The sequence below is a fragment of the Acinetobacter sp. YH01018 genome (genome assembly GCF_013420295.1).
Classification (GTDB): domain Bacteria; phylum Pseudomonadota; class Gammaproteobacteria; order Pseudomonadales; family Moraxellaceae; genus Acinetobacter.
In genome coordinates, this window is sequence record NZ_VOYL01000045.1 from 1 (window position 1) to 25,070 (window position 25,070).

A 25,070-nucleotide genomic window follows, 5' to 3' on the forward strand; every position below is an offset into this window, starting at 1 on the left:
GCCTATTTAAGTGATGTGCTGAAAAGGTTGCCAACACATAAAGTGACCCAGATTGAAGAATTACTGCCACACCGCTGGAAACCCAACTCAAATTAAAAAATAGCTATGGGGTTCAGCGCACGCTTACGGTTAGGTGGGCTGCTACTCTTTTGGAATGAAAGTGAGTAGAACTTTCAGGCATTAAAAAAGCCCATCGAATGATGAGCTTTCGTTGTTATATAAATCTATTTTTTTGAACACTTCACTTCAAACTGGTATTCGTCTTGAGTAACCTTAATTTTAATATTCTTATATTTACGCTTGTTTGGATCCATTGCTGATCCTGCTACTTCTTCAAAAAATTTGCGATCATTCATTAAGTCGGCATATGCTTTATAACCTAACAAAATCTTTTCAGGTTTTTTGCCGCTAACTGCTAACTCACTAAGAGTATCATCTAATTTTTTGACAGTTAGAATTGCCATTTCAATTAAATCTCAAAAAATAAAAAGTCATTATCCTTTATTAATATAAACGAATAATGTCAAAAAGCCCACCTTTCGATGAGCCCTTAAATTCAATTCTTTGGCTTCCGCATATACACTTCAGCCTGATCTGTGGCATCGCACAACTTCATATCATTGGATATCCAAAAGCTGTACTCAGCATCACCAACAATATATCTCTGCTTATAGTATTCCGAGCTCTTATTTTCTTCGACTTCCTTTGCATTAAAGAATCGTTTGTCAAATTCAACTACTTGACCTGCTAAGTCGCCCCCAATACATATGTTCAATTCAATTGCCTGGTAATTTATGACTGAAACAGAGTACCACTAAATGCAAAAAAGCCCATCGAATGATGAGCTTTAATTTCTATGTGGTCGATTTGATGCAACTACAGCGACAGTAACACAAATATGCCATGTTGCTGTATACAAGTCAATTAATCTGGAATTTCTTCTTGAAGACTTGCAATGCTAACAATAGTCGCATCTTTATAACTATCTCCGAATTTACTCACATTCATATTCACGCGAATTGGTAATCGAAGATTTGCAACACTGGTAAGTAGATCGATATCTTTATTATTAGATGTTAGGTCTTCAAAAATTGCAGTGATTTCAAAATCACTTGTAGTGTCTTTCAACTTGATTCGATATGCCTCGGTATTCGAATAATCGATATTAATAATTTGGTACACCCCATCCAATCTTGAAGGCAACCATTTATTCTTCGGCATTGTTACAAGTTCCTTAGCCACCGAGGTTTCTAAAGCAATTCCCTGAAACTCTACTGTTTCAGCTCCAGAGTTAGCCATTGCTCGTATCATCATTTCTTTTGAGTCATCAACCACCTCAGCAATTTGCTTTAGCTTTGGATTCATTGCAATTGCTTGGGTAAACATCTTCATGTTTTCTTGATTGATTTTGGCGTGTTCCAAAGCGTTAGAATTCGCTTCTTTCATAACCTCTAACTGGTGAAGCATATTCTGCTTTTGCTCATCAAGCTTTGTAGAATCTTCTAGTTCTTTAATTTTCTCACTGCTTTTTGCTTGAATATATGTAGCCCAAGCTTTATTTCCAGCCCAACCCAAACCAAAAATGATAAAAACGACTAGGATGTACTCAGCAGGCATTTTATCCACCGTAGATGTAATATACTTCTCACCCAGTTGTTGAAGATCCACTCCAAGAATTGAACTACCTTCACTTACCTCGATATCAATTTCAAGATCTGAACGTTCTTGTTGGGTCAAAAACCTTGTCGAGTCCATATCTTTTGCAATCGCATAAGACTGATAAATGCCATCTTGTAATGCCAACAATCCTTTCATTACAGTAGCATTAATACTAGAGTGAAAGTCATCACCAGTTAAACGAATTTTTAATTTCGCCCAATCACCAAACTCAATATTTCGAATATCAAGTTTCTCTTCCCCTCGAAGCACTCGAGCCAATAACTCTAAAGCCTCATCTTCACTATTAATAATCAGTTTATCTGTAGTCATAATGATTTCGCGATTTTTACTGTATAAAAATTGTCGCAATTATAAACATTTAGCACTACATTTCATTATTTTTTACTAAAAAATCTAACTGACAATCTAACCAACTTTCAGCCGCCAATAAATACCCATCAATTTTATATCGAGCAGCCTTTGTCTTACTCGCCAATACGGCGATCGGATACCCCTTCAAATAATGAAACTCAATCCACTGGTACAGGTCGGGCCGAGAAAACCTCAACTGAGTTACTAAGTGATCAATAGCCACCAAAGCATCATCATCAAGCACCACCTGAACACCAGATGACTTCACCCCTTCTTTTAAACGCATTAAGCCATATGTAGGCGAGGTATAAGTCAATTCACTTGGATTATAAGAAGCATGACGCGCCCATTTACCCCACTGGGCCAATTCATTTTGCATCATTCGAACTGTTGGTTTTACTTCTACAATTGCGCTCATTTATATTCTTTCCTTAAACCTTCCAAAATCTTTTAAAAACCAACATAGCCGCATCACGTGCATGCTCATTCGTTCGACCGGTCCAGCCGGTCTTACGCTTAAATTCTGGTGCTTTCATTTTTGTTGCATTAGCAGCCGGGTGAATCATCTTGAAATGAATGCCCTGCTCTTTACACCAGTCTTCCCATATCTGTGCATCACGCTTAACTGATCCAACGCCTTGTGACTTTTCACGGCCGCCAGTAAACCAGGTACGTTTTCGCGCATCTTCGATATACAACGAAACATTTTGAATGCCCCAGTCTTGAATGCATTTATTCACTTGACTCATTGCCTGGGTAATAGAAAGTGATTCCACTTGCTCAAGCTCCCCGCCGTTGCCACGATCAATAGCAACGGCGAAGCCTGTATGAACACCAGTATCGATACCGATGAGGATTTTCACTCAGAGTCACCTCGCCACTTCTCAAAAAAGAACACCACTGGATCTTGTTTAATTTCCACCTGCCCAAATGCCACTACCAAGCGGAAATTCTTTTCATACTTAATTAGCCGTGCAACCTTTTCGCCCAACTCCTTACGCCATACATCAAGTGAGAAAACAGACTTGCTTAAATTGCATGAGACACAAGCAGGCATTAAATTTTCAATTTCATCGCTTCCACGATGTGAAATATCTTTATTTTCATCATGACCTCTATAAATTGGTGCCAAGTGATCTGCATGCCACTTGTCACTCAATAACTCACCGCAATATGCACAATGACCACCAAACTTCATTTTGAGTTCTGCACGCTGCTGCTTAGTCAGTTTCATGTTCACCTCGCAGGGCTTCTTCCAAACCATCCTCGCCATCACTAAATGCAAGAGGTATTTTTCTTTTAATCTCATCAATACTTACAAGGACATCAACATATTCAAGGAAAGCTGAACTATCCTCCCATTTCTCACCTGGTTCAAAAAATTCAAAATTAATTAAGTGAGACTCAGATGGATTATTTTTTGCTATACCCAAATGCTCTTGATCAATGTTTTTCACATAGCACTTGTTTTCAAAATGATAAAACTCGGCATCTTCTGGAGCGAATTCAGCAATAAGAATTAACTCCTCCAAACGCTCAAATATCCTTAATTTAATATTCAAAGCCTCTACAACTTGTTCGCATGTCCAGCCGCTTCGAGCTGATAACCCATTCACCCCATGAAGCATTCCTTGAATTTTTCGCATGGATTTTTCAAAGCGATCCTTACGAACCACCTCGCCAGAACCATCAAATTCAAGATCTTCAAGATTTGCGTCTTTAAATTGCGGCAAGCGAATATCACGCTCAGTAACTGAATTCTTATTCATGCTCACCCTGATCCCCTTCATTCATTTCCTGAAATTGCTCTTGCAGCAATTCTTCCTCCAAGTCTTGATGAGTCATGCTGCACCACCCACACGCTTAAACCCCTTACCAATCTTCGCAACCAATTCAGGCGGACAAGGCACACCAGAGCGATTACGCTCATCAAAACCAAGTGCTTTTTGAGCTTTTGGCTTTACCCACATTTCTTGAACCCGGCCTGCCTCTTTCGCACGGCGCAAGTAATCTTGATAGATATCCTTGAATGCGAAATGAGCTGATTTTTGCCCTTCAACGTTCAATATGTGGCGAACCTCTTCCAAAGTAACTTTCGCCAATTTGGTAATCGGAGTTGATGGATCTGCTTCAAACTGCATTGCTTTTGCCCAAGCCATATCCGCAGTCCACCAGTCACCGCCCTGCTCGCACCAGCTGCGGAATTTTGGAAGATTTGGGCACCACTCCTCGGAATTCATGCGAAGGACGCCACGCGCGATATCAGAGTGACTGAGGCCGCTTAAAACTGTGCATGCAAGCTGAATAAGCTCCTCATCCGTATAACCAGCATATTTTTTGCTGAACTCAGCGCCGTAAACATCACCAATGCGATTTAAAACCATTTCTGCCACTTCAACCGGGAAATTGACTGCAAAGGCCTGTTCAAATAATTGAATGTTGCTCATTGGGTTTGAACTCCTACTACTGTGCGCATCTGTGTTTCACTTGCTTGATTACCAAAACGACGGCGTTGCGTCTGCGGTTGATCCTGATTTACTGCAGGTTGTGTCTTAGGAAGAAATACACCCTGGTAATTGCACATGATTGAGTTTTCCAGAGACTGATTTGCCAATTCACCAAAACCAATCAATTTGGTAATCATCAAACCAACTGCTTTTTCAGTAAGTGGTTTTCTAATACTGTTACGCATATCAACAAAACCAATCCAAAGTTCACGATTTACATTCACTGGCAACTCAACTGATTTCGCATCAAAAGCAGCTGGTTTTTCAGAAGAGGTTTTTTTAGATTTCTCCTTACTAATATTTGTTTTTGTATTAGTTGTTTTTGAGTTGTTATTGTGTGTCGGATTTTCCGACAAGTTGATGTCGGTTTTTCCGACTACCCCTGTCGTATTTTCCGACAAGTTTGCAGTAGTCGGATTTTCCGACAAGTTGGAAATTTCACGCTCAGCAAGATCACTTAATGAGTAGAGTGTTGCCTGGTGATCACGAGCAATTTTTTCTACCAAACCAAGTGAAACTAATTTTTCAGCACCAGAAATCACGGCATCTTTTCCATAGCCTGTAAATTTCATAAATTGCGAAATACTGATTGCATCAGTTTCTTTCTGCCAGCCGCGAGTTTTGCGAACAATCAGAATATAGATTGCCAGTGCTGCACCTTTCATTTCAGCCATTACGCCGTCATCAATGAGGGCATTGGGTAATTGAAAGCTATTGGGAACAAAACTACTCATGCCGCTACTCCTTCACTCACAAGCTTCTCAATTACCCATGCTTCGCCTTTTGTGGTGAACATTGGTTGAGAAAAGCCAAGATCAGTTTGCTTAAGTTCACCTAATCCTTGATCAATGAACCATTGCTGGAATACACGAGCTCGCTTAACGCCACGACTATAGACATTGAATGAATCCAGATATTTGTTCATTGCCATTGCTGACATGCGGAGCTTTTGGGCGACTTGAGTTGCATTGAGCAAGGTGTCACGCACTACGATTTTTTCGTAGTAGTCCACTTTTGGTTTATCAAGTTCAATTTTTCGTGCCTGATCCGCTGCAAGCTGGAGTGCTTCGGCAAATGATTGAGGTAGTTTGGCTTGGTTTTCGAGTTCATACCAGCGATCTACCAGGCGCGCAGTAAATTCCGGGCAAAGTTGAGCAACTACAATAATGCTGTCTCGCTTCCCTCTTTCACCTGAAAAAACATAAACAGTAGCTGGTCGACCAGCAGTTGCCTTTTCCTCCATTGGAGGTAAAGTGATAACACCTTTAATTGCCAGGCGTTCAATGGTTCGCTTTACATTATCTGCACGAGATTCAACTAACAAAGAAATCTCATCACTATCAATTGATTGTTTTGGATTATTTCGTGTTAAAATAGGCATGTTCATATTTGATTACCTTCAATATTGAATACTGAAAAAACCTGACCTCGCCGTCAGGTTTTTTCGCTTTAAGCACTCTTCTTTGCAGAAGACGCCTGCATAAAAAAACCAATTACGTCCTCATGAGTTAAAGCGTCATTACTCGCCTTCACCATTGCATCCACGGTTTTAATACTTGGTTTTTTTGTTCTATGAACTAAGTGATTGTCCATATAGCGATAGCCAATACCTGCCGTCTTGCAGAATGACTTCCTTTGCTCAGCCGACAATCCTCGCCAAAACAAGTATAAATTCATCATTACACCAATTTTACACCTAATTCACATAAATATACCCATAGGGTGTAACTATTGCAATATAAAAATTAGATGGGTGGCATTACGATGTGACCGCTTCGAGTATGTTAAATATGCGGTATATGTTTTATATTTACACCCATACGGTGTTGTATACCCGTACGGAGATCAAAACAAATGAAACAGCTAAGCAATATTGCATCCATACGGAGAGAGAACACTCTTCGATTAATGGATCAGAAAAAAATTTCAAGAGCAGAGCTAGCTAATGCAATGGATATGGGATATTCGCTAATTAGTGCGTATATTGGAAAAAATCCAACAAAAGCAATCGGTGACGATGTTGCTGCGCGCATAGAAAATGCTCTTGGTTTGAAATCAGGAGATTTAGATGTAAATCATGAGCTGATTGAAAAATTTGCATTGCAAAATACACCCGTATGGGATAAAAATACACCACAGGGTTTAGATCTGGTTCCCGTCCCTCTTTATGTTGATGTCCGGGCTTCGTGCGGATCAGGCTACCTAAATTCAGAATACGAACAAAATTTAGAAGTAGTTATGCTAGAAAGTGAAAAAGTAAGTAAACGTGGGATTAATCCGCTTGATGTGAAAGCTTTTAAAGCTGACGGCGATTCAATGCTTCCTATAATACCTCATGATGCAGAAGTATTTGTTGATACATCAAAGACTTCTATTGTCAGAGATGGGGCAATTTATGCTGTATGCTTAGGTGGACTACTTCTTATTAAAAGAGTTTTTAAGGCTCCTAATGGCGGTTATTTACTCGTTAGCGAAAATCCAAACAAAACACTTTATAAAGATATTGAAGTTAATGACAACACAACTGGCTTTTCAGTTATTGGTCCTGTTTTCCATGTAGACTTTTCAATACCATTTTAAATAATCACCCACCAAGTGTAGAAAACCCGCTAATTGCGGGTTTTTTATTGCCTTTTTTTATTTTACTTACAAAAATAATTTAAAAATTAAAGACACCTATCAGGTTAAATAACTGTAAAAATATTAAGCTTTACTATTTACTTAATTACACCTAGTAGGTATATTTAAATCAACACAAACAAAAAGCCCAGCAACTTTGGACGGAAACTGGGCCTCATGTAAACACTTGCAAGCTTACGAGGCGATTATGACCCACCACCCATCCCACAGTCAAACCCCTTCGTTTGACACTAACAAAAGTCAAACGACTGCAATCCTTCACCAGGAACCAACGTACGAAGAAATGTACGGCAAGCCTGTGAACATTTTTGCAAACCTTTGCTCATTCCTTTTAATCCTAATCACGGTTCTGGCCTTGTCTTACATGTACCTGCGCAGCTCGGAACGTGAAGTGCAATATCAAACTGAACAGTCTTTGGCGCGCCAGGCTGAATACAAAGGAGCGAATCAACAATGACAACTCTTTTCCCTGCTGAATTTTTCGATGCTAATAAAGGTACGGCGTACCACAAAGCCTTGGCTCAATTTGAAAATCCATTGCTAGAAGCAACCATGATCAAGTGTCATGGCAATCAAACCAAAGCGGCCGAAATCCTTGGCTTGAACCGTGGCACCCTGCGCAAAAAATTGGACATGTACGGCATGCTCAATAATCGAGGTGGCTGGTGATGGAAATTCAAATGAAGTATCTGGCAATTGAGCCAGAAGGCACCAAGCATATTCACTTCCAACTTGCTGGACCATCTGAAACGTGGCTTTTAAACGGCGGCTATCAGACTAAGTTTATTGGACATGTCCCATGCGTACGCTACAGCATGCCAAATAAAGAAACACTGGAAATTGATAGCACTGGAAAGATGAATGCTGCAGCACAGAAACGCTATGCGATTTTTCTTAAACAGTATTTGAAAGTGGGTAAATCGTTAATTGAGTCTTTGCGTACCCAGGCACCAAAAATATTGAAGGTGGCGGCGTGATGTCATTAACTCAGGAAAAACTATTAGAGCTTGAAGCTGATTATAAGAAGTTTCAAGACAATCTTAAAAATACAACGCATCAAGAAACCAAAGATGCTATGAAATTTTTAGAAAAATATGCTGGAAATAAGACTTTCCAAATTTTTGCATTAATGAAGATGGATCGTGATGCTAATCAGGCTCACACGCAAAATCTGGCATCTGAGATTTGGGATTTAAAAGATCAAATCAATGAGTTGCTTGGTCGTGGCAATGAAGTTATTCAAGAGCGCGATGAGCTTCAAGCATATGTAAAAGAACACTGCCCTGAATTTAAATCTCAATTGAAATGGGTATATAGCATTCCCGAAGAGCCTGATTCACCACCAAATTACTTCCCTGCTGAAAGTAAAGAAATCGCCTATCGAGCTAAGGCGCGCTTCAAAAAAATGTTCGAGCGTGAGTTTGCTGAAAGTCCCGAAATTGCAGAAATGATCATTCGTCAAATGGATGTGACTATCTGGCATGGCACGGATGAGGAATTTGAGGAGCTTAAAAAAGAAAGTTTCTATGATGAAGCTTGGTTTAAAGAGCCGATGTATCAGTGCAAAAACATCGAGCAGATGGAGAAAGTCTTTAAATATGACGAAATTGTTCACTGCTATAACGGTGATCAAGAGCTAATTACAGATGATTATGAAGAAGCTAAGCGCTTCTATGGGGTGGCGTGATGGATATTCAGAAAGAAGGGCTTTTGAAAGTTAAGTTAAAGGAGCCTGACAATGAGTGAAAAACTAGAACAAGCAAAAGACATCCGCGAATCATTGGCAGCTCGAAAAATTGGCGGTACTGGCACTCAATTCAACAGTGAAGAAACCGAGCTGCTTTATCACATTGTTGATGATTACATTGCTCGAAACGATGAAGCCAGTGTTGATGTGAAGTTGCCTTTTGATGTGATTCAAAGTTTGAAGGAGGTGTCATGAGCTTAGCTGATTTTGTAATAGATGGTTTTGGTGGGTATGAAAAAGCAAAAGCTGTTTTGGATAATCCTAATGCTCACCTCTTGCATAATATTGAAGGCTTAAAGCAGCGCTTATTGGAATACCGCCGCGCCAATAGGATTTTTGAAAATGGTGATTTAATTGTTTATCCGTGGATGGATGACAAAATCCATAAGTATAATGCTCAATATATTATTAAATCACCGTGGCGCCATGCCACCGATGCAGAAATCGCAACTGGTAAAAGATTGGAGGTAGATTGATGGTCCTTACAATCGCACAAACTTGCAAACTGCTGAAAATTGGACGTACCACGGTCTACCGCATGTTTGAACGTGATGAACTTGAAAAAATTGAAATCGGCAAATCAGTACGGGTTAAACTTCCGGATCATCTGGCCAAAGCCTACGAAGACCAAATAAAAGCCCTTATGCATTAAGGGCTTTTAATTTTAATGAGTCCAGATAATCAGACCATGCCTGCATCATCACATATCTTTCTTCTAAATATTTAGTCCGGTTGTATGCCCTGCCATGCATATCACGTACCTGGTGGCCAAGCTGCTGTTCAATACGCTCAATTGGGAACTTTAACACTTCATCTAATAATGTGCGCGCCGTTGCACGGAAGCCATGGCCTGTTGTTTCGCCATTTTCCCAGCCTAAATTTTTAAGTGCCTTATTTATTGAGCTGTCAGACAGTAATCTGGTCTTGCCCCAGTAATTGGCAAAGCAATACTCAGATCCACCGGTAATCATGTGCAACTCTTTGAACATTGAAACCACTTGATCAGAAAGTGGTACGATCAATTGAGTACCTAAAGCATTTTCAGTTTTTGACGGCGTATATGCCCAAGTCTTTTCCTCAAGATTGATATCTGCCCACATTGCATGACGGAGTTCACCCGGGCGCACAAAGACATGAGGTAAAATTTTAAGTGCATAACACATAACAATCGAACCGCGATTCGTATAGTTATCAATTGCCACAAGTAATTCACCAAGCAAATTAGGATCTGTCACGGCGGCATGATGTGATTTTTTATGAGGTTGTAATAGGCCTTGAATATCTAAAGCAATGTTTCGATCACAAAGGCCAAGGACTAAACCATATTTAAATACCTGGCCGGCCTTTGATCTCATACGTCTTGCTGTTTCAGATTTACCCTGTTTGTCATAAATCTGGCAAACATCCAGCAACTGACGTGCAGTAATTTCATGAATTGGCTTTTTACCAATGGCATCGAATAAATACTGGTAGATAAACTCATTGCGGTGCCGGGTTGAATCTGCAAGCTTTTCTGTTTGCATGAACTCACGTGCCACAGCTTCGAACGTATTACGCATGGCAAAGCGGGCTTGTTCTTCTTGGTCTTTCTTATAGGCAAATGGATCTATATCTTGAGCAAGCAGTTCTTTATATTCTTCCCGGAATTTTCGTGCATCGGCCAAAGATAAACTAGGATATACGCCAATGCCGATTGTAGTTCTTTTCTTTGTAATAGGACGAAAATAATCAAATCGCCAATATGTGCCACATTTTTTATCAATAAGCAGAAATAACCCGCCACCATCTGACAGTTTTACTATCTTTTCAGGTAATTTTTTCTGCTTTGCGATAGCAGATTTAATCTTTGCATCTGTAAGACTTACGACAGTTCTAGCCATTTTAGTAGTACATTTTAGAGTTAATTCCTAATGTACTACTAAAAGTACCGCTAAAATAGTGGTATATAGTGGAACATCACGGAACAAAAGGATTTATTAGAATTGTCTATGATACAGTATTTATAAGGGTTTTAGGACAATTTGAAGCATCATGGAGCATATAAGTGGTGCGCTCAGCGGGACTCGAACCCACGCCACAGGCTTCGGAGACCTGTACTCTATCCAGTTGAGCTATGAGCGCGCGATGCACATCATAACAAAAAAAACGGTAAGGTAAAGCAACTATATATAAGTCATCACTTTTTGTGCTTATACTTTGAGCAATGTTCCATTATTGCAACAGACAATTCCTGCTTATTTACTTGGTTTATTCAGCAAGATCACTCACAATACTCCTACTATTCACCAGGTGAGAATTTCATGACTGATGCATTGACCTTGAGGGACGTATCCAAAACCTATCGTAACGGTTTTCAAGCACTAAAAGGAATCAACCTAACGGTACCTGAAGGTGAGTTTTATGCCCTCCTTGGTCCAAATGGTGCGGGTAAATCAACCACCATTAGCATCATTAGCTCACTGACCAAAAAAACCTCCGGTACAGTGGAAATTTTTGGCCATAATCTGGATACCCACCCTTCAGAAGCCAAACAATGCCTGGGTGTCGTACCGCAAGAATTCAACTTTGGTCAGTTTGAAAAAACCTTTGATATTTTGGTGACTCAAGCCGGCTATTACGGTATTCCTAAAAAAATTGCAGAAAGCCGGGCTGAAGAATATTTGGAAAAATTAGGCCTATGGGAAAAACGTGGCATACAGGCACGCATGCTTTCTGGCGGAATGAAACGCCGTTTGATGATCGCCCGTGCCATGATGCATCAACCCCGGCTGCTCATTTTAGATGAACCGACTGCCGGTGTGGATATTGAATTACGTCGTTCCATGTGGGACTTCCTCACTGAAATGAACGAAAAAGGTACATCAATTATTCTGACTACGCATTATCTAGAAGAAGCTGAAATGCTATGCCGTCGCATTGCCATTATCGACCGTGGTGTGATTAAGGAAGATACTAGCATGAAATCTTTCTTAAACCAGCTGAGTGAAGAATCCTTTATTTTTGACCTGGTCGAACCGATTCAACCCATCCATCTGGATATTATTGGCGTGCGTTTTAATTTAATTGATCCAGTGACCTTAGAAGTCACCATGGACAAGGCACATACCTTGAATGAACTGTTCCAACTGCTGGAAGCACAAGGCATTCAAGTACGCAGTATGCGTAACAAGTCGAACCGTCTGGAAGAAATCTTTGTAAAAATGGTGGAAAAAAATCTTGAAGGAGCCGCGCAATGAACTTCAATCAACTCAGTGTTGCGCTCTATACCCTGGTACATAAAGAAGTGCGTCGCTTCATGCGCATCTGGCCACAAACCTTATTGCCACCTGCCATTACCATGAGTTTGTATTTCGTGATTTTTGGCAATTTGGTCGGTTCACGGATTGGCACAATGGGTGGCTTTAGCTACATGCAGTTTATTGTACCCGGCTTGATTATGATGGCGGTGATCACTAACAGTTATGCCAATGTCTCCTCCAGTTTCTTTAGTGCCAAATTCCAGAAAAGCATTGAAGAACTAATTATGAGTCCTGTACCGCTGCACATGATTTTGTGGGGCTATGTAATTGGTGGTGTTTGCCGTGGTGCCTTGGTTGGTATAATTGTCACTGCAATGAGCCTGTTCTTTACTGACTTATATATTACCAACTGGTTCGTCACTATATATACCGTGCTGATTACGTCATTCTTATTTTCATTAGGCGGTTTTATTAATGCTGTTTATGCAAAATCATTTGATGATATTTCGATTATCCCCACTTTTGTACTGACTCCACTGACCTATTTAGGTGGTGTATTCTATGCCATTAGTGCTTTAAGTCCATTTTGGCAAAATCTCTCTTTAATTAACCCGATTGTATATATGGTGAATGCCTTCCGTTTCGGCATTTTAGGTCATAGTGATGTCAATGTTTCCATTTCATTGACTGTAATTACCTTATGTTGTGCCGTACTTTACGGTATAGCTTACTATTTACTTTCTCGTGGTTCAGGAATGCGTGAATAATGAGTGTAGAACATTCTCTATTAGGTAAAGACACCAATTATCCAACAGAATATCAACCCGATATTCTGTTTCCAATTTCACGTGCCACTGCGCGTGAAAAATACGCCCATGTTGAAGGCATTCAACACGGCAAAGACTGGTGGCATGTTTTTGAAATTTCCTGGTTAAATGCGGCTGGCATTCCTCAGGTGGCGATTGGTCGTATCACTCTGCCGGCATCCTCACCCAACCTGATCGAATCAAAATCTCTCAAGCTCTACTTTAATAGTATGAACTTTACCCAATTCGATTCAAAAGAAGCATTTATTGCAACGGTCGAAAAAGATTTATCTGCTGCGGCAGGTGCACCGGTCACGCTGACTTTATTTCAGGTAGATGATCTGGATATTTCCAAACCTGAAGGAATCTGTATTGATGATTTAAGCCCTGAACGCCTGGAAAACCATCCAGATGCGAGTTTATTAACATTAGACACAGAAAATAGTGAACAAGTTGAAGTACAACTTTATTCACATTTACTCCGCAGTAACTGTCCAGTCACCGGCCAGCCAGACTGGGGCACAGTTTTTATACGTTATCAGGGTAAAAAACCTTGTTATCGCAGTATTTTAGCTTATATTATTTCCTACCGTCAGCATAACGGTTTCCACGAACAATGCGTGGAACAGATGTTTGCCGACATCTGGCAAAACCTTGCGCCGGAAAAACTGATGGTATATGCAACTTATACACGTCGTGGCGGATTAGACATCAACCCTTGCCGTGTATCCGATGCGACATGGATGCCTCGCCCCATTCGTTTGGCGCGACAATAAAATGAAGAATATTGAGGTTGTTTAACATGCCATTTTTTGGTTTTATTCCTTCTGCAGAATTATTAACAAGTATTCAAACAGGTCAGGAAAAGAAAAATTCCAGCGAACCGCTATACCCTTTACGCGACAAGACTGCATTGCTGATCAATGATGAAATCATTGATGCTATTTTGACTGAGCTTGTGCGTCGTTTCCCAGCCAGTGATAAACGTGATACCGCTGAAAAACTGGCCGGTTATGTCAAATCAACCGTTGCAGTTTTATTGAAACAGTTGTTGAGTAAATCCTCCAATGATGTAGTAAAACAATCCATTGAGTTTTCACAAAAAAGCCTGTTTAAAGATGCAGCTGGCAATTTCCGTGTAGGTGAACCATTAGATGCCAGTCTGGTGACCAATCTTAAAAATAGTTATGCGGAAATTAAAGCAGGCAATGAGGTAAATAAAGCAGTCTTAACTGAACTTTATAAGCAGTTTGCTGAAGCGACCGTGCGTCATTTCATGAATGACTTTAATAAAACCCTAGATTTGGGCATGATCAAGCGTAAAGCTGCCGATCTGGGTTCTGCTGCAGTGATTAAAGCCGTACATATTGCTGTGGAAAAAATCATTCCGCATCTAACTAAAGGTGAGTTATTGGTACTGGCTGAATATCACGATACCTTATTTCATTCTTGAGCACATTTAACATGATCTAAAACCTGGCAATCGCCAGGTTTTTTATTGCAAAATTTTATTCCCAAACCATAAGTGCAGCACTACTGTCTTTGTGGGTATTTGTCTTGATCAAATTTATAGATGTACTGGGTATTATATAAATTTCAGAAAAGACTTTATGATCTCTGCCTCAATCATTTATACAAATAATTTCAATATAAAGTGTTGAGCAAAATTAAATCGTGATTAATTCACTTTTTATACTATTTTAGGGCTTAAATTTTTATCTCTTTCATGTTTTTTATAGCAACAATCATCAAGAAAAATTTCAATTTATGAACTTGTAAGATGGTTGTCTAGCAAGCAGATTCTTGCATGCTTGAATAAGAGATAAAAAAGCAGGAATTCTTCTAAATTTTGTTTTCAAATAGACTTTTTTAGCAATCTGATACAAAGAAGCCATAACAGAACATATTTTTAGCTGACTGGTAAATATTAGATGATTTATTACAATTAAGCATCCATCCAACCAGATACAATGTTCTGATGTTTTTTCAGACAAACACTTCCTGATAATGCAAAATCACTACTAAATTTCATATTCTGGGCTTATATAAAACGTATCATTGCAAACAATATAAAGAACCGAACTGGATCAGCTCAAGCAGACTGAACTTTAATTTGCAGTTCTTCTGCTGAGTATACACAGTACAGTTCAAAGAACTGGCATCAAATACATGGATTTATGCAACAAATAACGTTCTTTGTCTTTTTTTGTATATGAACTTGTGGATACAGCCTTGGTCAATGCTATCTTAACCACTTGAAAAATTCCGTTATCTTTCATGAAATGGATTTTTGGTCACTATATTTGTAATACCGTCTTTTAGCGTCGTGATGTCAATTTACACACACTGATTATGTTTTTGGAACTTTGAGTAATATGTTAAGTATCAACTTTTATAACAGCATTAAACGTCTTCCTTTACTTCTCGGTGCACTTTCCATCACCAGCTTCTGTCAAGCCAACGATTTTTATAATCACCCCGCATATAACAGCTTTAGACAACAAACCATGCAAACTTATAGCTTGAGTGCAGAACAGGTCGATTGGGCCATGAATGGCTCAAAAAACCTGCCTAATATCATCAATATCATGAACCGCCCTGGTGAAAGTAAACCCTGGTATGAATATAAAACCAATTTTATGGCGGAAAGCACCATTCAGCGTGGGGTACGTTTCAAAGCTCAGTATGCCGATACTTTAAACCGCGCTGAACAGCAGTTTGGTGTACCGCAATCGATCATTTTAGGGATTTTAGGGGTAGAAACCGGTTTTGGTGCCAATAAAGGTAATTTCATTACCCGTGATGCCCTAGCAACCTTAGGCTTCGGCTATGAGCGACGTGCCCAGTATTTCCAGGATGAGCTTGCTGCACTGATTGCATGGACCTATAAAGATGGAGTACCTGCCAGCTCAGTCGTTGGCTCTTATGCTGGAGCGATTGGTTATCCTCAATTCATGCCGAGCAACATTAGCAAAATGGGCGTGGACTATGATGGCAATGGACATATTGACTTAAGAAATTCTGCCGTAGATGCTATTGGTTCTATTGCCAACTACTTGGCACAATATGGATGGCAACGCAATCAACCCATCGGCTTTGCCGCCCGCTATACAGGGAATAATCCAGACTCAGTTATTGCAAAAGATTTGGAACAGCCAACACCATATGGCGCTTTAAAAAATCAAGGCATCACACCGATCAATCCGATTGTACAAATTGATGATCTGGATATGGTAAATATTATTCAACTTCAAGATAGTTATGGCCCGATTTATTATATTACCTATCCAAATTTTCAGGTCATTACGACCTACAACAAGAGTCGCATGTATGCTACAGCGGTATGGCAATTAGGTAACGAAATCGTCAGCCGTTAAGACTGGTTTTTACCAAATAATACTAAAGTCAAGATTTATTTTTACTAAATTGTTTATAAAATGGACGTTTTAAATATTATGTTACAATATTGATTAAATTTTAATCTAAAAATGATGATTTTCTGTACTTTTTGTAATTATTTTAATTAAAAAGTAGACAGCTTTAGCTTGGCATGAATATTATCCATCTCGTCAAATGTAGTTGCAAAAGAGAATTAACAGACTTGATCGCTTTTATTTCAATCGCTTAATTGAGATAAAAGAGCAGTCTTTAGGAGTTTAATAATGCATTCCTCGATAAAGTATATTTTAGCCTTAACCACCACCTTTGCCCTGAGTCAGTCTCAAGCAGAATTGGTGCAGTCATCATTTAATACCGATAGTGACAACTCCCGCTTGGCCACGCGTGTATTAAATAAAGATGCTCAAAATTTTAATTCTCACTTTTCAAATTTAAATAGTCTTTCAATCGCTGAACGTTCTGGTGATAAAATTCGTCGCCAAACGATTGCAGCAAAAATTGAAATCCCTACAGACGAGCCTTCAGTGATTGAAAAGCTAAATACTGTTGCATCGAATACAGTACGTAAATTTAGCCAAACTGGTGCAGCTTCTTGGTACGGTCGTCAGTTCCATGGCCGTAAAACTGCAAGTGGTGAAACTTTCGATATGAATGGTTTAACTGCAGCTCACCGTAGCCTGCCATTGAACTGCTATATTCGCGTAACCAATAAAAACAATGGTAAGAGCGTAGTGGTAAAAGTGAACGACCGTGGTCCATTCCATGGTAACCGTGTTCTAGACTTATCTTATGGTGCTGCAAAACAACTTGGTATTACTAATGCAGGTAGTGCAAAAGTAAACATCGAACGTGTGGATGGTCCAAATTCATAAGAGCTTGCCAGACTCCTGATACATTTGACACAAAAGCCACTTCTTGTGGCTTTTTTAATGCCTGACCAAAAGTACCCATCTCCTCAATCTTGTTCACAACACCCCAACATCACCCATCCTTTACAAACAAATATTACTAAGCCGCTCATGTGAGGACTGCTGTCTGGTTTATATTTTATCTTTACAAGAATAAAGCATGGATTGATGGATGTTCATCAACAAAAAGCCGGAGTAAACGAGGAAAGCTATAACAGAATGGTTGAATGAATATAGAGAAAACCATCAGAACAAAATTAACAAAGTCCTTCACTGAGCTTATGTGCTCGCTATTTTATTTTCGATCATTGCTCTTGCTCATTTCAGTGCGTTAATCACCGCCTTAATTTTGATCTTAAGCTTGGTCTTTTTACACGAATAAACTTAGTCCTTGCTGTCGCAATGGCTGCTCTCATTCTAATCATGGCGTGGCTGATTTTTATTTTGCCTATAGGAACAGGATTTTATATTGAGCTTTTCATTTTAGCCTGAATCGGGCAATTTTATAGCCATAAAGTCGAGAGAAAAAAGTCTTCCTTGTTTAAATATCTCGAATTCCTCCTGATTGGCCGCATATGATGCATGAATGCCTACATAATCGAACTACCACCAAAATTTTAAACCCGCCAAAAATCGCAAAACAACGCAATTTAAAAGCACTTATCGTTTTAGCCTTCTAAAGGACCTTTATTGATAGGTTCTCCCTTTTTATTTCAACCATCCTTCCGCATATCATTATTGTGGAGCGTGAGTAATCCAGTAAATTAACCCACCTTTTTCAGAGTACTCCTATTCTTCATAGAACCCGACCGTATCTCCCTTTTGCAATCCATCAATGCGGGGATTTAAATCAATATTATGAGCCACTAACACGGTTAGGCCATTCTGCAATTGTAGAATAAACTTTTGCTGACGTGAGCCGTTGTTATCATCCCCTAAAACCACTTTGACTGTTCCGCTTGACTGGAGCTGTATATTGTTTTTTTGTGTTTGAAAGACCTGTTGAATTTTTGCATCATCATTTGGAATTTGAAAATTTGATGCTTTCGAATCTAGAGAGGCTTTCTGAAATTGTGATTTCGATAAAATTTCAGTATGTGCTTTTGAATTGCGGAGCAATTGATTTAAAGGATTTTGCCGTTGTTGTAAATCAATACCAAAATAGACAGCAACTAAAACAAGAATAATGGCATCGATGCCCATCTAGGCTTTGTTCACCATCTTTATTGCTCTCTCATAATTCTAAACTCTGCATAAAAAAAGCCCCAAACGGGGCTTTTTTTTGCAAATAATCAGAGATTATTTTGCAGCAGCTTGAGCAGCAGCAACTTCTTCAGCGAAAGAAAGTTCAGCTTTTTTCTCAATACCTTCACCCACTTCAAAGCGAACGAATTGAGCAACTGTAGTAGCAGTTGATTTAAGAACATCAGCAACTTTCTTGTCGTTGTCGATTACGTACATTTGACGCTCAAGAACAACTTCGTTCAAGTATTTTTCAACTGAACCAGTTACCATTTTTTCAACGATGTTTGCAGGTTTACCTGATTCCAATGCTTTCGCTTCAGCAATTTCTTTTTCTTTAGCGATAAGATCAGCAGATACGCCTTCCGCAGTTACAGCAACTGGGTTGAACGCAGCAACGTGCATCGCAATACCTTTACCAGTAGCAGCATCACCGTTGTAAGATACAACAACACCAATTTTTAAACCGTGTTTGTAAACTGCAAGGTTTTCGCCTTCAACAATTTTCGCACGACGTACTTGGATGTTTTCACCGATTTTTTGAACAAGAGCAATACGCGCTTCTTCAACAGTTGAACCATCTTCAAGTTTCAATTCAGCAATTTTAGCAGCATCAGTTTCATTTGCAGCAAGCGCAGCAGCAGCAACTTTAGTCGAGAAACCAGCAAAGTTTTCGTCTTTAGCAACGAAGTCAGTTTGGCAGTTTACTTCTACAAGAATAGCTTTATTGCCTTCTTGAACGATAGTGATTGCACCATCAGCAGCAATGTTGCCAGCTTTTTTAGCTGCTTTTGCTTGACCAGATTTACGAAGGTTATCAATCGCTAATTCGATGTCACCGTTCGCTTCTGTTAATGCTTTTTTACATTCCATCATTGCTAAACCAGTACGGTCACGCAATTCTTTTACCATGCTCGCAGTAACTGCAGTCATGTTATTCTCCTAAATACGGTAGAAAAATGAATCTGTTCAACAAAAACGGCCCAAAGTGTTCTCTGGACCGTTTCGCTTTCTTGACGCTTAATTTGCCACGGTTACATGTCGCAAAAATGACAATTCTGCGTCAAAACGCATTAAGCCTCTGGAGCTTCTTTAGCAGCTTCTTCGCCTTTAGCTTGAGCATTTGCTTGTGATTGAGCGTACTCTTTACCAGCAAGGATAGCATCAGCCATAGCAGAAGCGTAAAGTGTAACCGCACGGATCGCATCGTCGTTACCAGGAATAACGTAATCTACGTTGTCTGGGTTAGAGTTTGTATCAACGATACCGATTACAGGAATACCCAAGTTTTTAGCTTCTTTAATCGCGATTGATTCGTGGTCAACGTCAATTACGAATAATGCGTCAGGTAAACCACCCATGTTTTTAACGCCGCCTAAAGCACGTTCAAGTTTTTCCATTTCACGAGTACGTTCTAAAGCTTCACGTTTAGTAAGTTTAGCAAAAGTACCGTCAGTAGATTGAGTTTGAAGATCTTTTAAACGGTTGATAGATTGGCGAAGTGTTTTCCAGTTCGTCAACATACCACCTAACCAGCGGTGGTCTACGTATGGTTGACCAGCGCGTTGAGCTTGTTCACGAATGATGTTAGAAGCAGCACGTTTAGTACCAACAAACAATACTTTGTTCTTTTTGCTTGCAAGATTGTTAACAAAGTTCAAAGCATCATTTAACGCAGGAACAGTGTGCTCAAGGTTGATGATGTGAATTTTGTTACGCGCACCAAAGATGTATTCGCGCATCTTTGGGTTCCAGAAACGAGTTTGGTGACCGAAGTGAGCGCCTGCTTGAAGAAGGTCGCGCATGCTTACGTTGTAATCTGCCATTTTCTTTACCTTAAAGTTTGGGTTAGGCCTCCATATATCCGCATTCTCCACTCTTGCGAGCACCCAGAGAAATGTGTCGATATATGTGCGGATTTTATTGCCCCATCGCACAAAGCCCGTGAAATTTATTCACGAAAAAGCATTTGATAAAATGGGCGGCTATTTATACCATAGTCACACACAAATTTCCAAAAGTTTTTAAAGATCATGAACAGTACTTACGAAGCTCCTCGTCGACTCATTAAAACCCCTGAAGAAATTGAAAAAATGCGTGTGGCGGGTCGACTGGCGGCAGAAGTTTTGGATATGATCAAACCGCATATCAAACCGGGTGTCTCTACACTCGAACTGGATACCATCTGCCACGATTATATCGTCAATAAACAGGATGCCATTCCTGCCTGTCTTGGTTATGGTGCAGCACCCGGCCGCCCGGCATTCCAGCATGTCATTTGTACTTCCGTCAACCACGTAGTGTGTCACGGCATTCCATCTGCAAGCAAAATCCTGAAAAAAGGCGATATTCTGAATATTGATGTCACTGTCATTAAAGACGGCTATCACGGCGACACCAATATGATGTATATCGTCGGCAGTGAAACTTCAATTCTTGCCGATCGTTTATGCAAAGTGGCGCAAGAAGCCATGTACCTCGGTATTGCGACGGTAAAACCAGGTTCTACCATTGGTGATATTGGCAATGCCATCCAGAAATATGTTGAATCAGAACGTTTTGGCGTAGTCCGTGAATATTGCGGTCATGGTATTGGCACTGTATTCCATGACGAACCGCAAGTTTTGCATTATGGTCAACCCAATACCGGCATGGTGCTTGAAGAAGGTATGACCTTTACCATTGAGCCGATGGTAAACGCTGGCGACTGGAAAACCAAAATCTTAGGTGACAAATGGACTGTGGTGACCAAAGATCATAGCTTGTCCGCACAATATGAACACACCCTTTTAGTGACAAAAACTGGTGTTGAAGTATTGACTGCCCGTCCTGAAGAAGACCTGTCCCGCTTTAATCAATAAGTTCATTTCAAATTGATTTAAATGGCTACCTCTTATTGTAGCCATTTTTATTTGAAGTCCTCTTCAGTTAAACGTTTTGCTGAAAATTTGTATCGCACTCAATTGATTTTCACTTTATTTTCCACATACTGCAGTACAGTTCAATTTAACACAGGGATTTTTCATGTCTGATTTTAGCAATGTCACCGTAACACCAAATGATGATGACACCGTTTCACTACTGATTGATCACAAGCCTATCTCTGAACATTATGGCATGAAATTTAGTGCCAGCATTGTGGATGAACTCAAAGCTTTGGCTGATGGTCAAAACATGAAACTGTTTGATCAGTTTGTATTTTCACACACCGATTTAAACTTTGAACATAGTTATCATTATGTGACTTGCATCCTCAAAGCAGAAGCTGGTTTCAAAGTGACGCGTAATTTTGTCTATACTATTACTGCCCAAGGTCAGCAGCCGATTGAACATGTCATTACCAAACAGGGGCAACCAATGACCACTGCTGATGTACATGAGTTCATTAATACCCACCTGCAAAAATCCTTAAATGATTATACAGACCTGAATTATGCCTATTGATGTCTAGTTTTTATGCCTTGTTGAAAACTTGGTAAAGTCATACACTACAATTAAATCGAAGCTCATCTAATTGTAGTGTTCTTTTTCACTTCTTCACTTCGTCATTCACATTTAATTATCACTTTTACCGCCATTTTTTAGTCATTCTCAGCCCTTTTATTCAGACTAAATATTTAATTATTAATTGTTAATGCTCAGCTGATTCAACCGGATTAAATACTTTTTTCCAATATTGCTATATTCGACCTCCCCTTTTTGGCGCAATTTAAGATAAGATAGTGTGCTTTTTTATTTTTTAATCCCTATAAGAAGGAATACTGCCGTGGACGTACGTCTCTCTGATCGTGTAAATGCCATCAAACCGTCCCCTACACTTGCTGTTACCAACAAAGCTGCCGAACTTAAAGCTGCTGGTAAAAACGTAATTGGTTTGGGTGCAGGTGAACCAGATTTTGACACCCCACAACACATCAAAGATGCAGCAATTGCAGCTATTAACAACGGTTTCACCAAATACACCGCTGTTGACGGTACTCCAGGTCTTAAAAAAGCAATTATTGCGAAATTAAAACGTGATAATAATCTTGACTATGCAGCAAACCAGATTCTGGTTTCTTGCGGTGGTAAACAGTCATTCTTTAACTTGGCACTTGCTTTGTTAAATAAAGGTGATGAAGTGATCATCCCTGCGCCATACTGGGTAAGCTATCCAGACATGGTACTCATTGCTGAAGGCGTGCCTGTTGTAGTGAAATGTGGTGAAGAACAACGTTTCAAAATCACACCTGCTCAATTAGAAGCTGCTATCACTGACAAAACCCGTTTAGTGGTATTGAACAGCCCATCTAACCCGACTGGTATGATCTACACTAAAGCTGAACTTGAAGCTTTGGCTGAAGTACTTCGCAAATACCCAGAAGTTCTCGTGGCTTCTGATGACATGTACGAACCAATCCGTTGGGACGACGAATTCTACAACATCGCCACTATTGCTCCAGACCTTTACGACCGCGTAATTGTACTGAACGGTGTATCTAAAGCTTATGCAATGACTGGCTGGCGTATTGGCTATGCAGCGGGCCCTGCTAAACTGATTGGTGCGATGAAAAAAATCCAGTCTCAATCCACTTCTAACCCGACTTCCATTTCACAAGTTGCTGCTGAAGCTGCATTGAACGGTCCTCAAGACGTTCTTGAGCCAATGGTTGAAGCTTTCAAACGCCGTCATGACTTAGTTGTAAAAGGCTTGAATGACATCAACGGTATTACTTGCCTTCCAGCTGATGGTGCATTCTATGCCTATGCCAACATTCGTCCATTAATTCGTGCGAAAGGTTTAAAATCTTGCACAGAATTCTCTGCATGGTTATTGGAAGAAACTGGTGTTGCCGTTGTTCCTGGTGATGCATTCGGTCTGGGCGGTTACATGCGTATTTCTTATGCGACTGCTGACGAAGTACTGGTAGATGCGCTTGCACGTATCAAGAAAGCTGCTGATTCAATCGAAGGTGTTGACGCTGCGATTGCTTCAATTGCTGCTGAAAAATAATCTGCTTTTTCTAAAGTAAGATTTAAAAAAAAACCCGCGAATTTCGTGGGTTTTTTTCTATTTCAGGATTTATCTTTTTAAACTTAAAAAATATCCAGATTAATTCTGCTTTAAACATATTTTAATTATTTCAATGTGCTTGGCGCATGCGTCTGATCAGGCATAGTTCTAATCACCAAGGAAATTCCTGCTAAAACAATGATGGCAGACATGATCATCCGCCAACTTAAAGTCTCACCAATAAACAGCGCGCCACCCATTATCGCCAAACACGGCACAGAGAGCTGCACACTGCTGGCCGTCACACGGTCAATCTGTTTCACAATGACATACCACAACACATAGGCACCACTTGAGGCCAAACCGCCTGACAGCACTGCCAAAAGGACACCTTGAGGCTGTGTAAAGCTGTGTGCATAAAACGCAGCGTAAGCCAGCAAGACAAAAGGAATCGCCATGACAAAATTGGCTAATGTACTGGCCAAGGGGTTTTGCATATTTTTGCCCGCAATGCTGTACATCGCCCAGCCTATTCCTGAAAGCACCATAATGGCTGCATAAACCAAATTTGGAGCATCTGCACCCGGAAGCAAGAGAATGAAAATGCCGATAATCGCAATACACAACCCGGCACCACGGTGCAGATTGATTTTTTCACCATGACATAGACCATAACCGACCATACTGAGCTGAACAGTGCCAAATAACAGCAATGCCCCGACACCGGCATCTATATGTAAATAAGCCAGTGAAAAAGCGACTATATACAGCGCCAGAAAAAAACCGTTTTTAACACTCCACTCAATTTTGGCTTTTTGTGTAGAAAACAGGTAAAGCGCCAATAAAACGACAGCACCACTACAGACACGAATCAAGCTGAAACTCATCGGGTCGATTTGCTGGCCTGCCAATGCCAAACGGCATAAAACCGAATTGGCAGCAAAAGCCAGCATGGCAATCATGATTTTAAACAGCATGGTTGAGCGTCCCTATCAACAACCTGCTTTAGATATAGCCAATCTAGCTTTTTAAATCCATAGAGATTTGCTGATTCAATTTATAAAAAATACACATGAGCAAAATTCTGGAGATACATAACAATGATCCACACGCACTTGATGATCAACATTCAATCTTTACAAACCACTGCAAGTGACTCTCAACTTATCCTTTGGCAAATTTTTATAGCACGAGAGATAGTAGGCTTAGTTTTATGCTTCAATAATTTTCTATTCTTTTGCTCATTCAATAAATTTTATTTCCCTACAACCTGCTGAATGTTTCTTGACGGTTTTGATCAACACCGCTAATTCAAACATCAAGTTCCTTTTTGTAACTTATAAATCAATAAGGAAATAATAACAATGAATCCCAAAGAAATGACTGGACTGCAACTTTTACAAGCCATGTGTAATGGCAGAATTCCAGCACCTGAACCGTACCGGGTTTGTCGGAGACCAAACTTTCTGAGAGAATGTCCCGATGAAAAAAGTAAAATATACCCCTGAAATCAGAGATAGAGCGGTTCAATTATTGATTGAATCCGAAAAAGATTATC

At 39.9% G+C, this 25,070-nt stretch carries 31 protein-coding genes, 1 tRNA gene and 2 pseudogenes; 18 read left to right on the plus strand and 16 right to left on the minus strand.

What is annotated here, in order from left to right; translation table 11 throughout:
• On the plus strand, positions 1–96 hold a 96-nt coding region (locus FTT83_RS12830; protein WP_150993715.1), incomplete at its 5' end, for a transposase domain-containing protein.
• A gap of 128 nt (positions 97–224) precedes the next feature.
• On the opposite strand, the gene FTT83_RS12835 is transcribed toward FTT83_RS12830, so the two are convergent.
• The 10 genes from FTT83_RS12835 to FTT83_RS12880 all read right to left on the minus strand — a co-directional run bounded on the left by FTT83_RS12835 (position 225) and on the right by FTT83_RS12880 (position 6,215).
• Entirely contained in the window at positions 225–464 is a 240-nt protein-coding gene (locus FTT83_RS12835) for a hypothetical protein (RefSeq protein WP_180176728.1), read from the minus strand.
• Positions 465–924: 460 nt separating this feature from the next.
• Positions 925–1,989: a hypothetical protein gene (locus FTT83_RS12840; RefSeq protein ID WP_180176727.1), complete on the minus strand. Its 1,065-nt coding sequence runs from the start codon at positions 1,987–1,989 to the stop codon at positions 925–927.
• Positions 1,990–2,044: 55 nt separating this feature from the next.
• Entirely contained in the window at positions 2,045–2,449 is a 405-nt protein-coding gene (locus tag FTT83_RS12845) for an antiterminator Q family protein (RefSeq protein ID WP_180176726.1), read from the minus strand.
• 13 nt (positions 2,450–2,462) lie between these two features.
• A complete protein-coding gene (locus FTT83_RS12850) occupies positions 2,463–2,894 on the minus strand; it encodes a hypothetical protein (protein WP_180176725.1) in 432 nt (143 codons plus the stop codon).
• Positions 2,891–3,265: an HNH endonuclease gene (locus tag FTT83_RS12855; RefSeq protein ID WP_180176724.1), complete on the minus strand. Its 375-nt coding sequence runs from the start codon at positions 3,263–3,265 to the stop codon at positions 2,891–2,893. Before FTT83_RS12855 ends, FTT83_RS12850 begins: the two co-directional genes overlap by 4 nt.
• Positions 3,252–3,800, minus strand: coding sequence for a hypothetical protein (locus tag FTT83_RS12860; RefSeq protein WP_180176723.1), 549 nt, complete (start codon positions 3,798–3,800; stop codon positions 3,252–3,254). The genes FTT83_RS12855 and FTT83_RS12860 overlap by 14 nt, the downstream gene beginning before the upstream one ends.
• A gap of 72 nt (positions 3,801–3,872) precedes the next feature.
• Positions 3,873–4,478 carry a restriction endonuclease gene (locus tag FTT83_RS12865; protein ID WP_180176722.1) on the minus strand — a complete coding sequence of 202 codons (606 nt, stop codon included), beginning with the start codon at positions 4,476–4,478 and terminating at the stop codon, positions 3,873–3,875.
• Positions 4,475–5,272, minus strand: coding sequence for a replication protein (locus tag FTT83_RS12870; RefSeq protein WP_180176721.1), 798 nt, complete (start codon positions 5,270–5,272; stop codon positions 4,475–4,477). The genes FTT83_RS12865 and FTT83_RS12870 overlap by 4 nt, the downstream gene beginning before the upstream one ends.
• Positions 5,269–5,925 carry a phage antirepressor KilAC domain-containing protein gene (locus FTT83_RS12875; protein WP_180176720.1) on the minus strand — a complete coding sequence of 219 codons (657 nt, stop codon included), beginning with the start codon at positions 5,923–5,925 and terminating at the stop codon, positions 5,269–5,271. The genes FTT83_RS12870 and FTT83_RS12875 overlap by 4 nt, the downstream gene beginning before the upstream one ends.
• 62 nt (positions 5,926–5,987) lie before the next feature.
• Positions 5,988–6,215: an XRE family transcriptional regulator gene (locus tag FTT83_RS12880; protein WP_257234907.1), complete on the minus strand. Its 228-nt coding sequence runs from the start codon at positions 6,213–6,215 to the stop codon at positions 5,988–5,990.
• 177 nt (positions 6,216–6,392) lie between these two features.
• Here FTT83_RS12880 and FTT83_RS12885 point away from each other — a divergent pair, with 177 nt between their 5' ends.
• The 7 genes from FTT83_RS12885 to FTT83_RS12915 all read left to right on the plus strand — a co-directional run bounded on the left by FTT83_RS12885 (position 6,393) and on the right by FTT83_RS12915 (position 9,577).
• The gene (locus FTT83_RS12885; protein WP_180176718.1) at positions 6,393–7,118 is read left to right on the plus strand and encodes a LexA family transcriptional regulator; all 726 of its coding nucleotides are present in this window, start codon (positions 6,393–6,395) and stop codon (positions 7,116–7,118) included.
• A gap of 513 nt (positions 7,119–7,631) precedes the next feature.
• Entirely contained in the window at positions 7,632–7,847 is a 216-nt protein-coding gene (locus FTT83_RS12890) for a helix-turn-helix domain-containing protein (RefSeq protein ID WP_180176717.1), read from the plus strand.
• An 11-nt stretch (positions 7,848–7,858) separates the two neighbouring features.
• Positions 7,859–8,155 carry a hypothetical protein gene (locus tag FTT83_RS12895; RefSeq protein WP_180176716.1) on the plus strand — a complete coding sequence of 99 codons (297 nt, stop codon included), beginning with the start codon at positions 7,859–7,861 and terminating at the stop codon, positions 8,153–8,155.
• On the plus strand, positions 8,155–8,865 hold the full coding sequence (locus tag FTT83_RS12900; RefSeq protein ID WP_180176715.1) for a hypothetical protein: 711 nt from the start codon (positions 8,155–8,157) through the stop codon (positions 8,863–8,865). The genes FTT83_RS12895 and FTT83_RS12900 overlap by 1 nt, the downstream gene beginning before the upstream one ends.
• A 51-nt stretch (positions 8,866–8,916) precedes the next feature.
• A complete protein-coding gene (locus FTT83_RS12905; RefSeq protein ID WP_180176714.1) occupies positions 8,917–9,120 on the plus strand; it encodes a hypothetical protein in 204 nt (67 codons plus the stop codon).
• Positions 9,117–9,401: a hypothetical protein gene (locus FTT83_RS12910; RefSeq protein WP_180176713.1), complete on the plus strand. Its 285-nt coding sequence runs from the start codon at positions 9,117–9,119 to the stop codon at positions 9,399–9,401. Before FTT83_RS12905 ends, FTT83_RS12910 begins: the two co-directional genes overlap by 4 nt.
• Positions 9,401–9,577 (plus strand): helix-turn-helix domain-containing protein, encoded by a 177-nt coding sequence (locus tag FTT83_RS12915; protein WP_180176712.1) that lies wholly within the window; start codon positions 9,401–9,403, stop codon positions 9,575–9,577. Before FTT83_RS12910 ends, FTT83_RS12915 begins: the two co-directional genes overlap by 1 nt.
• On the opposite strand, the gene FTT83_RS12920 is transcribed toward FTT83_RS12915, so the two are convergent.
• Both FTT83_RS12920 and FTT83_RS12925 read right to left on the minus strand, forming a co-directional pair.
• Positions 9,567–10,805, minus strand: a complete 1,239-nt coding sequence (locus tag FTT83_RS12920) for an integrase arm-type DNA-binding domain-containing protein (RefSeq protein WP_180176711.1) — start codon at positions 10,803–10,805, stop codon at positions 9,567–9,569. The two genes, FTT83_RS12915 and FTT83_RS12920, sit on opposite strands and share 11 nt — an antisense overlap.
• A gap of 165 nt (positions 10,806–10,970) precedes the next feature.
• Positions 10,971–11,046: transfer RNA gene (locus FTT83_RS12925), tRNA-Arg, on the minus strand.
• A 179-nt stretch (positions 11,047–11,225) separates the two neighbouring features.
• Here FTT83_RS12925 and FTT83_RS12930 point away from each other — a divergent pair.
• From FTT83_RS12930 to FTT83_RS16140, 7 genes and pseudogenes are all read left to right on the plus strand, one after another.
• Complete coding sequence (locus tag FTT83_RS12930) at positions 11,226–12,161, plus strand: ABC transporter ATP-binding protein (RefSeq protein ID WP_180044597.1); 936 nt, start codon at positions 11,226–11,228, stop codon at positions 12,159–12,161.
• Positions 12,158–12,931 carry an ABC transporter permease gene (locus FTT83_RS12935; protein WP_086195004.1) on the plus strand — a complete coding sequence of 258 codons (774 nt, stop codon included), beginning with the start codon at positions 12,158–12,160 and terminating at the stop codon, positions 12,929–12,931. Before FTT83_RS12930 ends, FTT83_RS12935 begins: the two co-directional genes overlap by 4 nt.
• Positions 12,931–13,746: an NADPH-dependent 7-cyano-7-deazaguanine reductase QueF gene (gene queF, locus FTT83_RS12940; RefSeq protein ID WP_180044598.1), complete on the plus strand. Its 816-nt coding sequence runs from the start codon at positions 12,931–12,933 to the stop codon at positions 13,744–13,746. The genes FTT83_RS12935 and queF overlap by 1 nt, the downstream gene beginning before the upstream one ends.
• A gap of 26 nt (positions 13,747–13,772) precedes the next feature.
• Positions 13,773–14,423, plus strand: a complete 651-nt coding sequence (locus FTT83_RS12945) for a hypothetical protein (protein WP_180044599.1) — start codon at positions 13,773–13,775, stop codon at positions 14,421–14,423.
• Positions 14,424–15,345: 922 nt separating this feature from the next.
• The gene (gene mltB, locus FTT83_RS12950; RefSeq protein WP_180044552.1) at positions 15,346–16,347 is read left to right on the plus strand and encodes a lytic murein transglycosylase B; all 1,002 of its coding nucleotides are present in this window, start codon (positions 15,346–15,348) and stop codon (positions 16,345–16,347) included.
• A gap of 285 nt (positions 16,348–16,632) precedes the next feature.
• Positions 16,633–17,241, plus strand: a complete 609-nt coding sequence (locus FTT83_RS12955; protein WP_200224315.1) for a septal ring lytic transglycosylase RlpA family protein — start codon at positions 16,633–16,635, stop codon at positions 17,239–17,241.
• A gap of 247 nt (positions 17,242–17,488) precedes the next feature.
• Positions 17,489–17,856, plus strand: a pseudogene (locus FTT83_RS16140) (Mpo1-like protein).
• Between the two features lie 213 nt (positions 17,857–18,069).
• On the opposite strand, the pseudogene FTT83_RS12960 reads toward FTT83_RS16140, so the two are convergent.
• From FTT83_RS12960 to rpsB, 3 genes and pseudogenes are all read right to left on the minus strand, one after another.
• Positions 18,070–18,480 (minus strand): annotated as a pseudogene (locus FTT83_RS12960) (DUF3465 domain-containing protein); the annotation flags it as partial.
• Between the two features lie 96 nt (positions 18,481–18,576).
• Positions 18,577–19,452 carry a translation elongation factor Ts gene (tsf, locus tag FTT83_RS12965; RefSeq protein ID WP_086194999.1) on the minus strand — a complete coding sequence of 292 codons (876 nt, stop codon included), beginning with the start codon at positions 19,450–19,452 and terminating at the stop codon, positions 18,577–18,579.
• A gap of 140 nt (positions 19,453–19,592) precedes the next feature.
• Positions 19,593–20,345 (minus strand): 30S ribosomal protein S2, encoded by a 753-nt coding sequence (gene rpsB, locus FTT83_RS12970; protein ID WP_086175302.1) that lies wholly within the window; start codon positions 20,343–20,345, stop codon positions 19,593–19,595.
• A gap of 207 nt (positions 20,346–20,552) precedes the next feature.
• On the opposite strand from rpsB, the gene map reads away from it, so the two are divergent.
• The 3 genes from map (at position 20,553) to FTT83_RS12985 (ending at position 23,512) form a co-directional block, all read left to right on the plus strand.
• On the plus strand, positions 20,553–21,380 hold the full coding sequence (gene map, locus FTT83_RS12975; RefSeq protein WP_180044554.1) for a type I methionyl aminopeptidase: 828 nt from the start codon (positions 20,553–20,555) through the stop codon (positions 21,378–21,380).
• A gap of 163 nt (positions 21,381–21,543) precedes the next feature.
• On the plus strand, positions 21,544–21,963 hold the full coding sequence (locus FTT83_RS12980; RefSeq protein ID WP_180044556.1) for a hypothetical protein: 420 nt from the start codon (positions 21,544–21,546) through the stop codon (positions 21,961–21,963).
• Positions 21,964–22,285: 322 nt separating this feature from the next.
• A complete protein-coding gene (locus FTT83_RS12985; protein WP_086194996.1) occupies positions 22,286–23,512 on the plus strand; it encodes a pyridoxal phosphate-dependent aminotransferase in 1,227 nt (408 codons plus the stop codon).
• 125 nt (positions 23,513–23,637) lie between these two features.
• Here FTT83_RS12985 and FTT83_RS12990 read toward each other — a convergent pair whose 3' ends face one another.
• On the minus strand, positions 23,638–24,489 hold the full coding sequence (locus FTT83_RS12990) for a DMT family transporter (RefSeq protein WP_180042696.1): 852 nt from the start codon (positions 24,487–24,489) through the stop codon (positions 23,638–23,640).
• Positions 24,490–25,070: the final 581 nt, after the last annotated feature.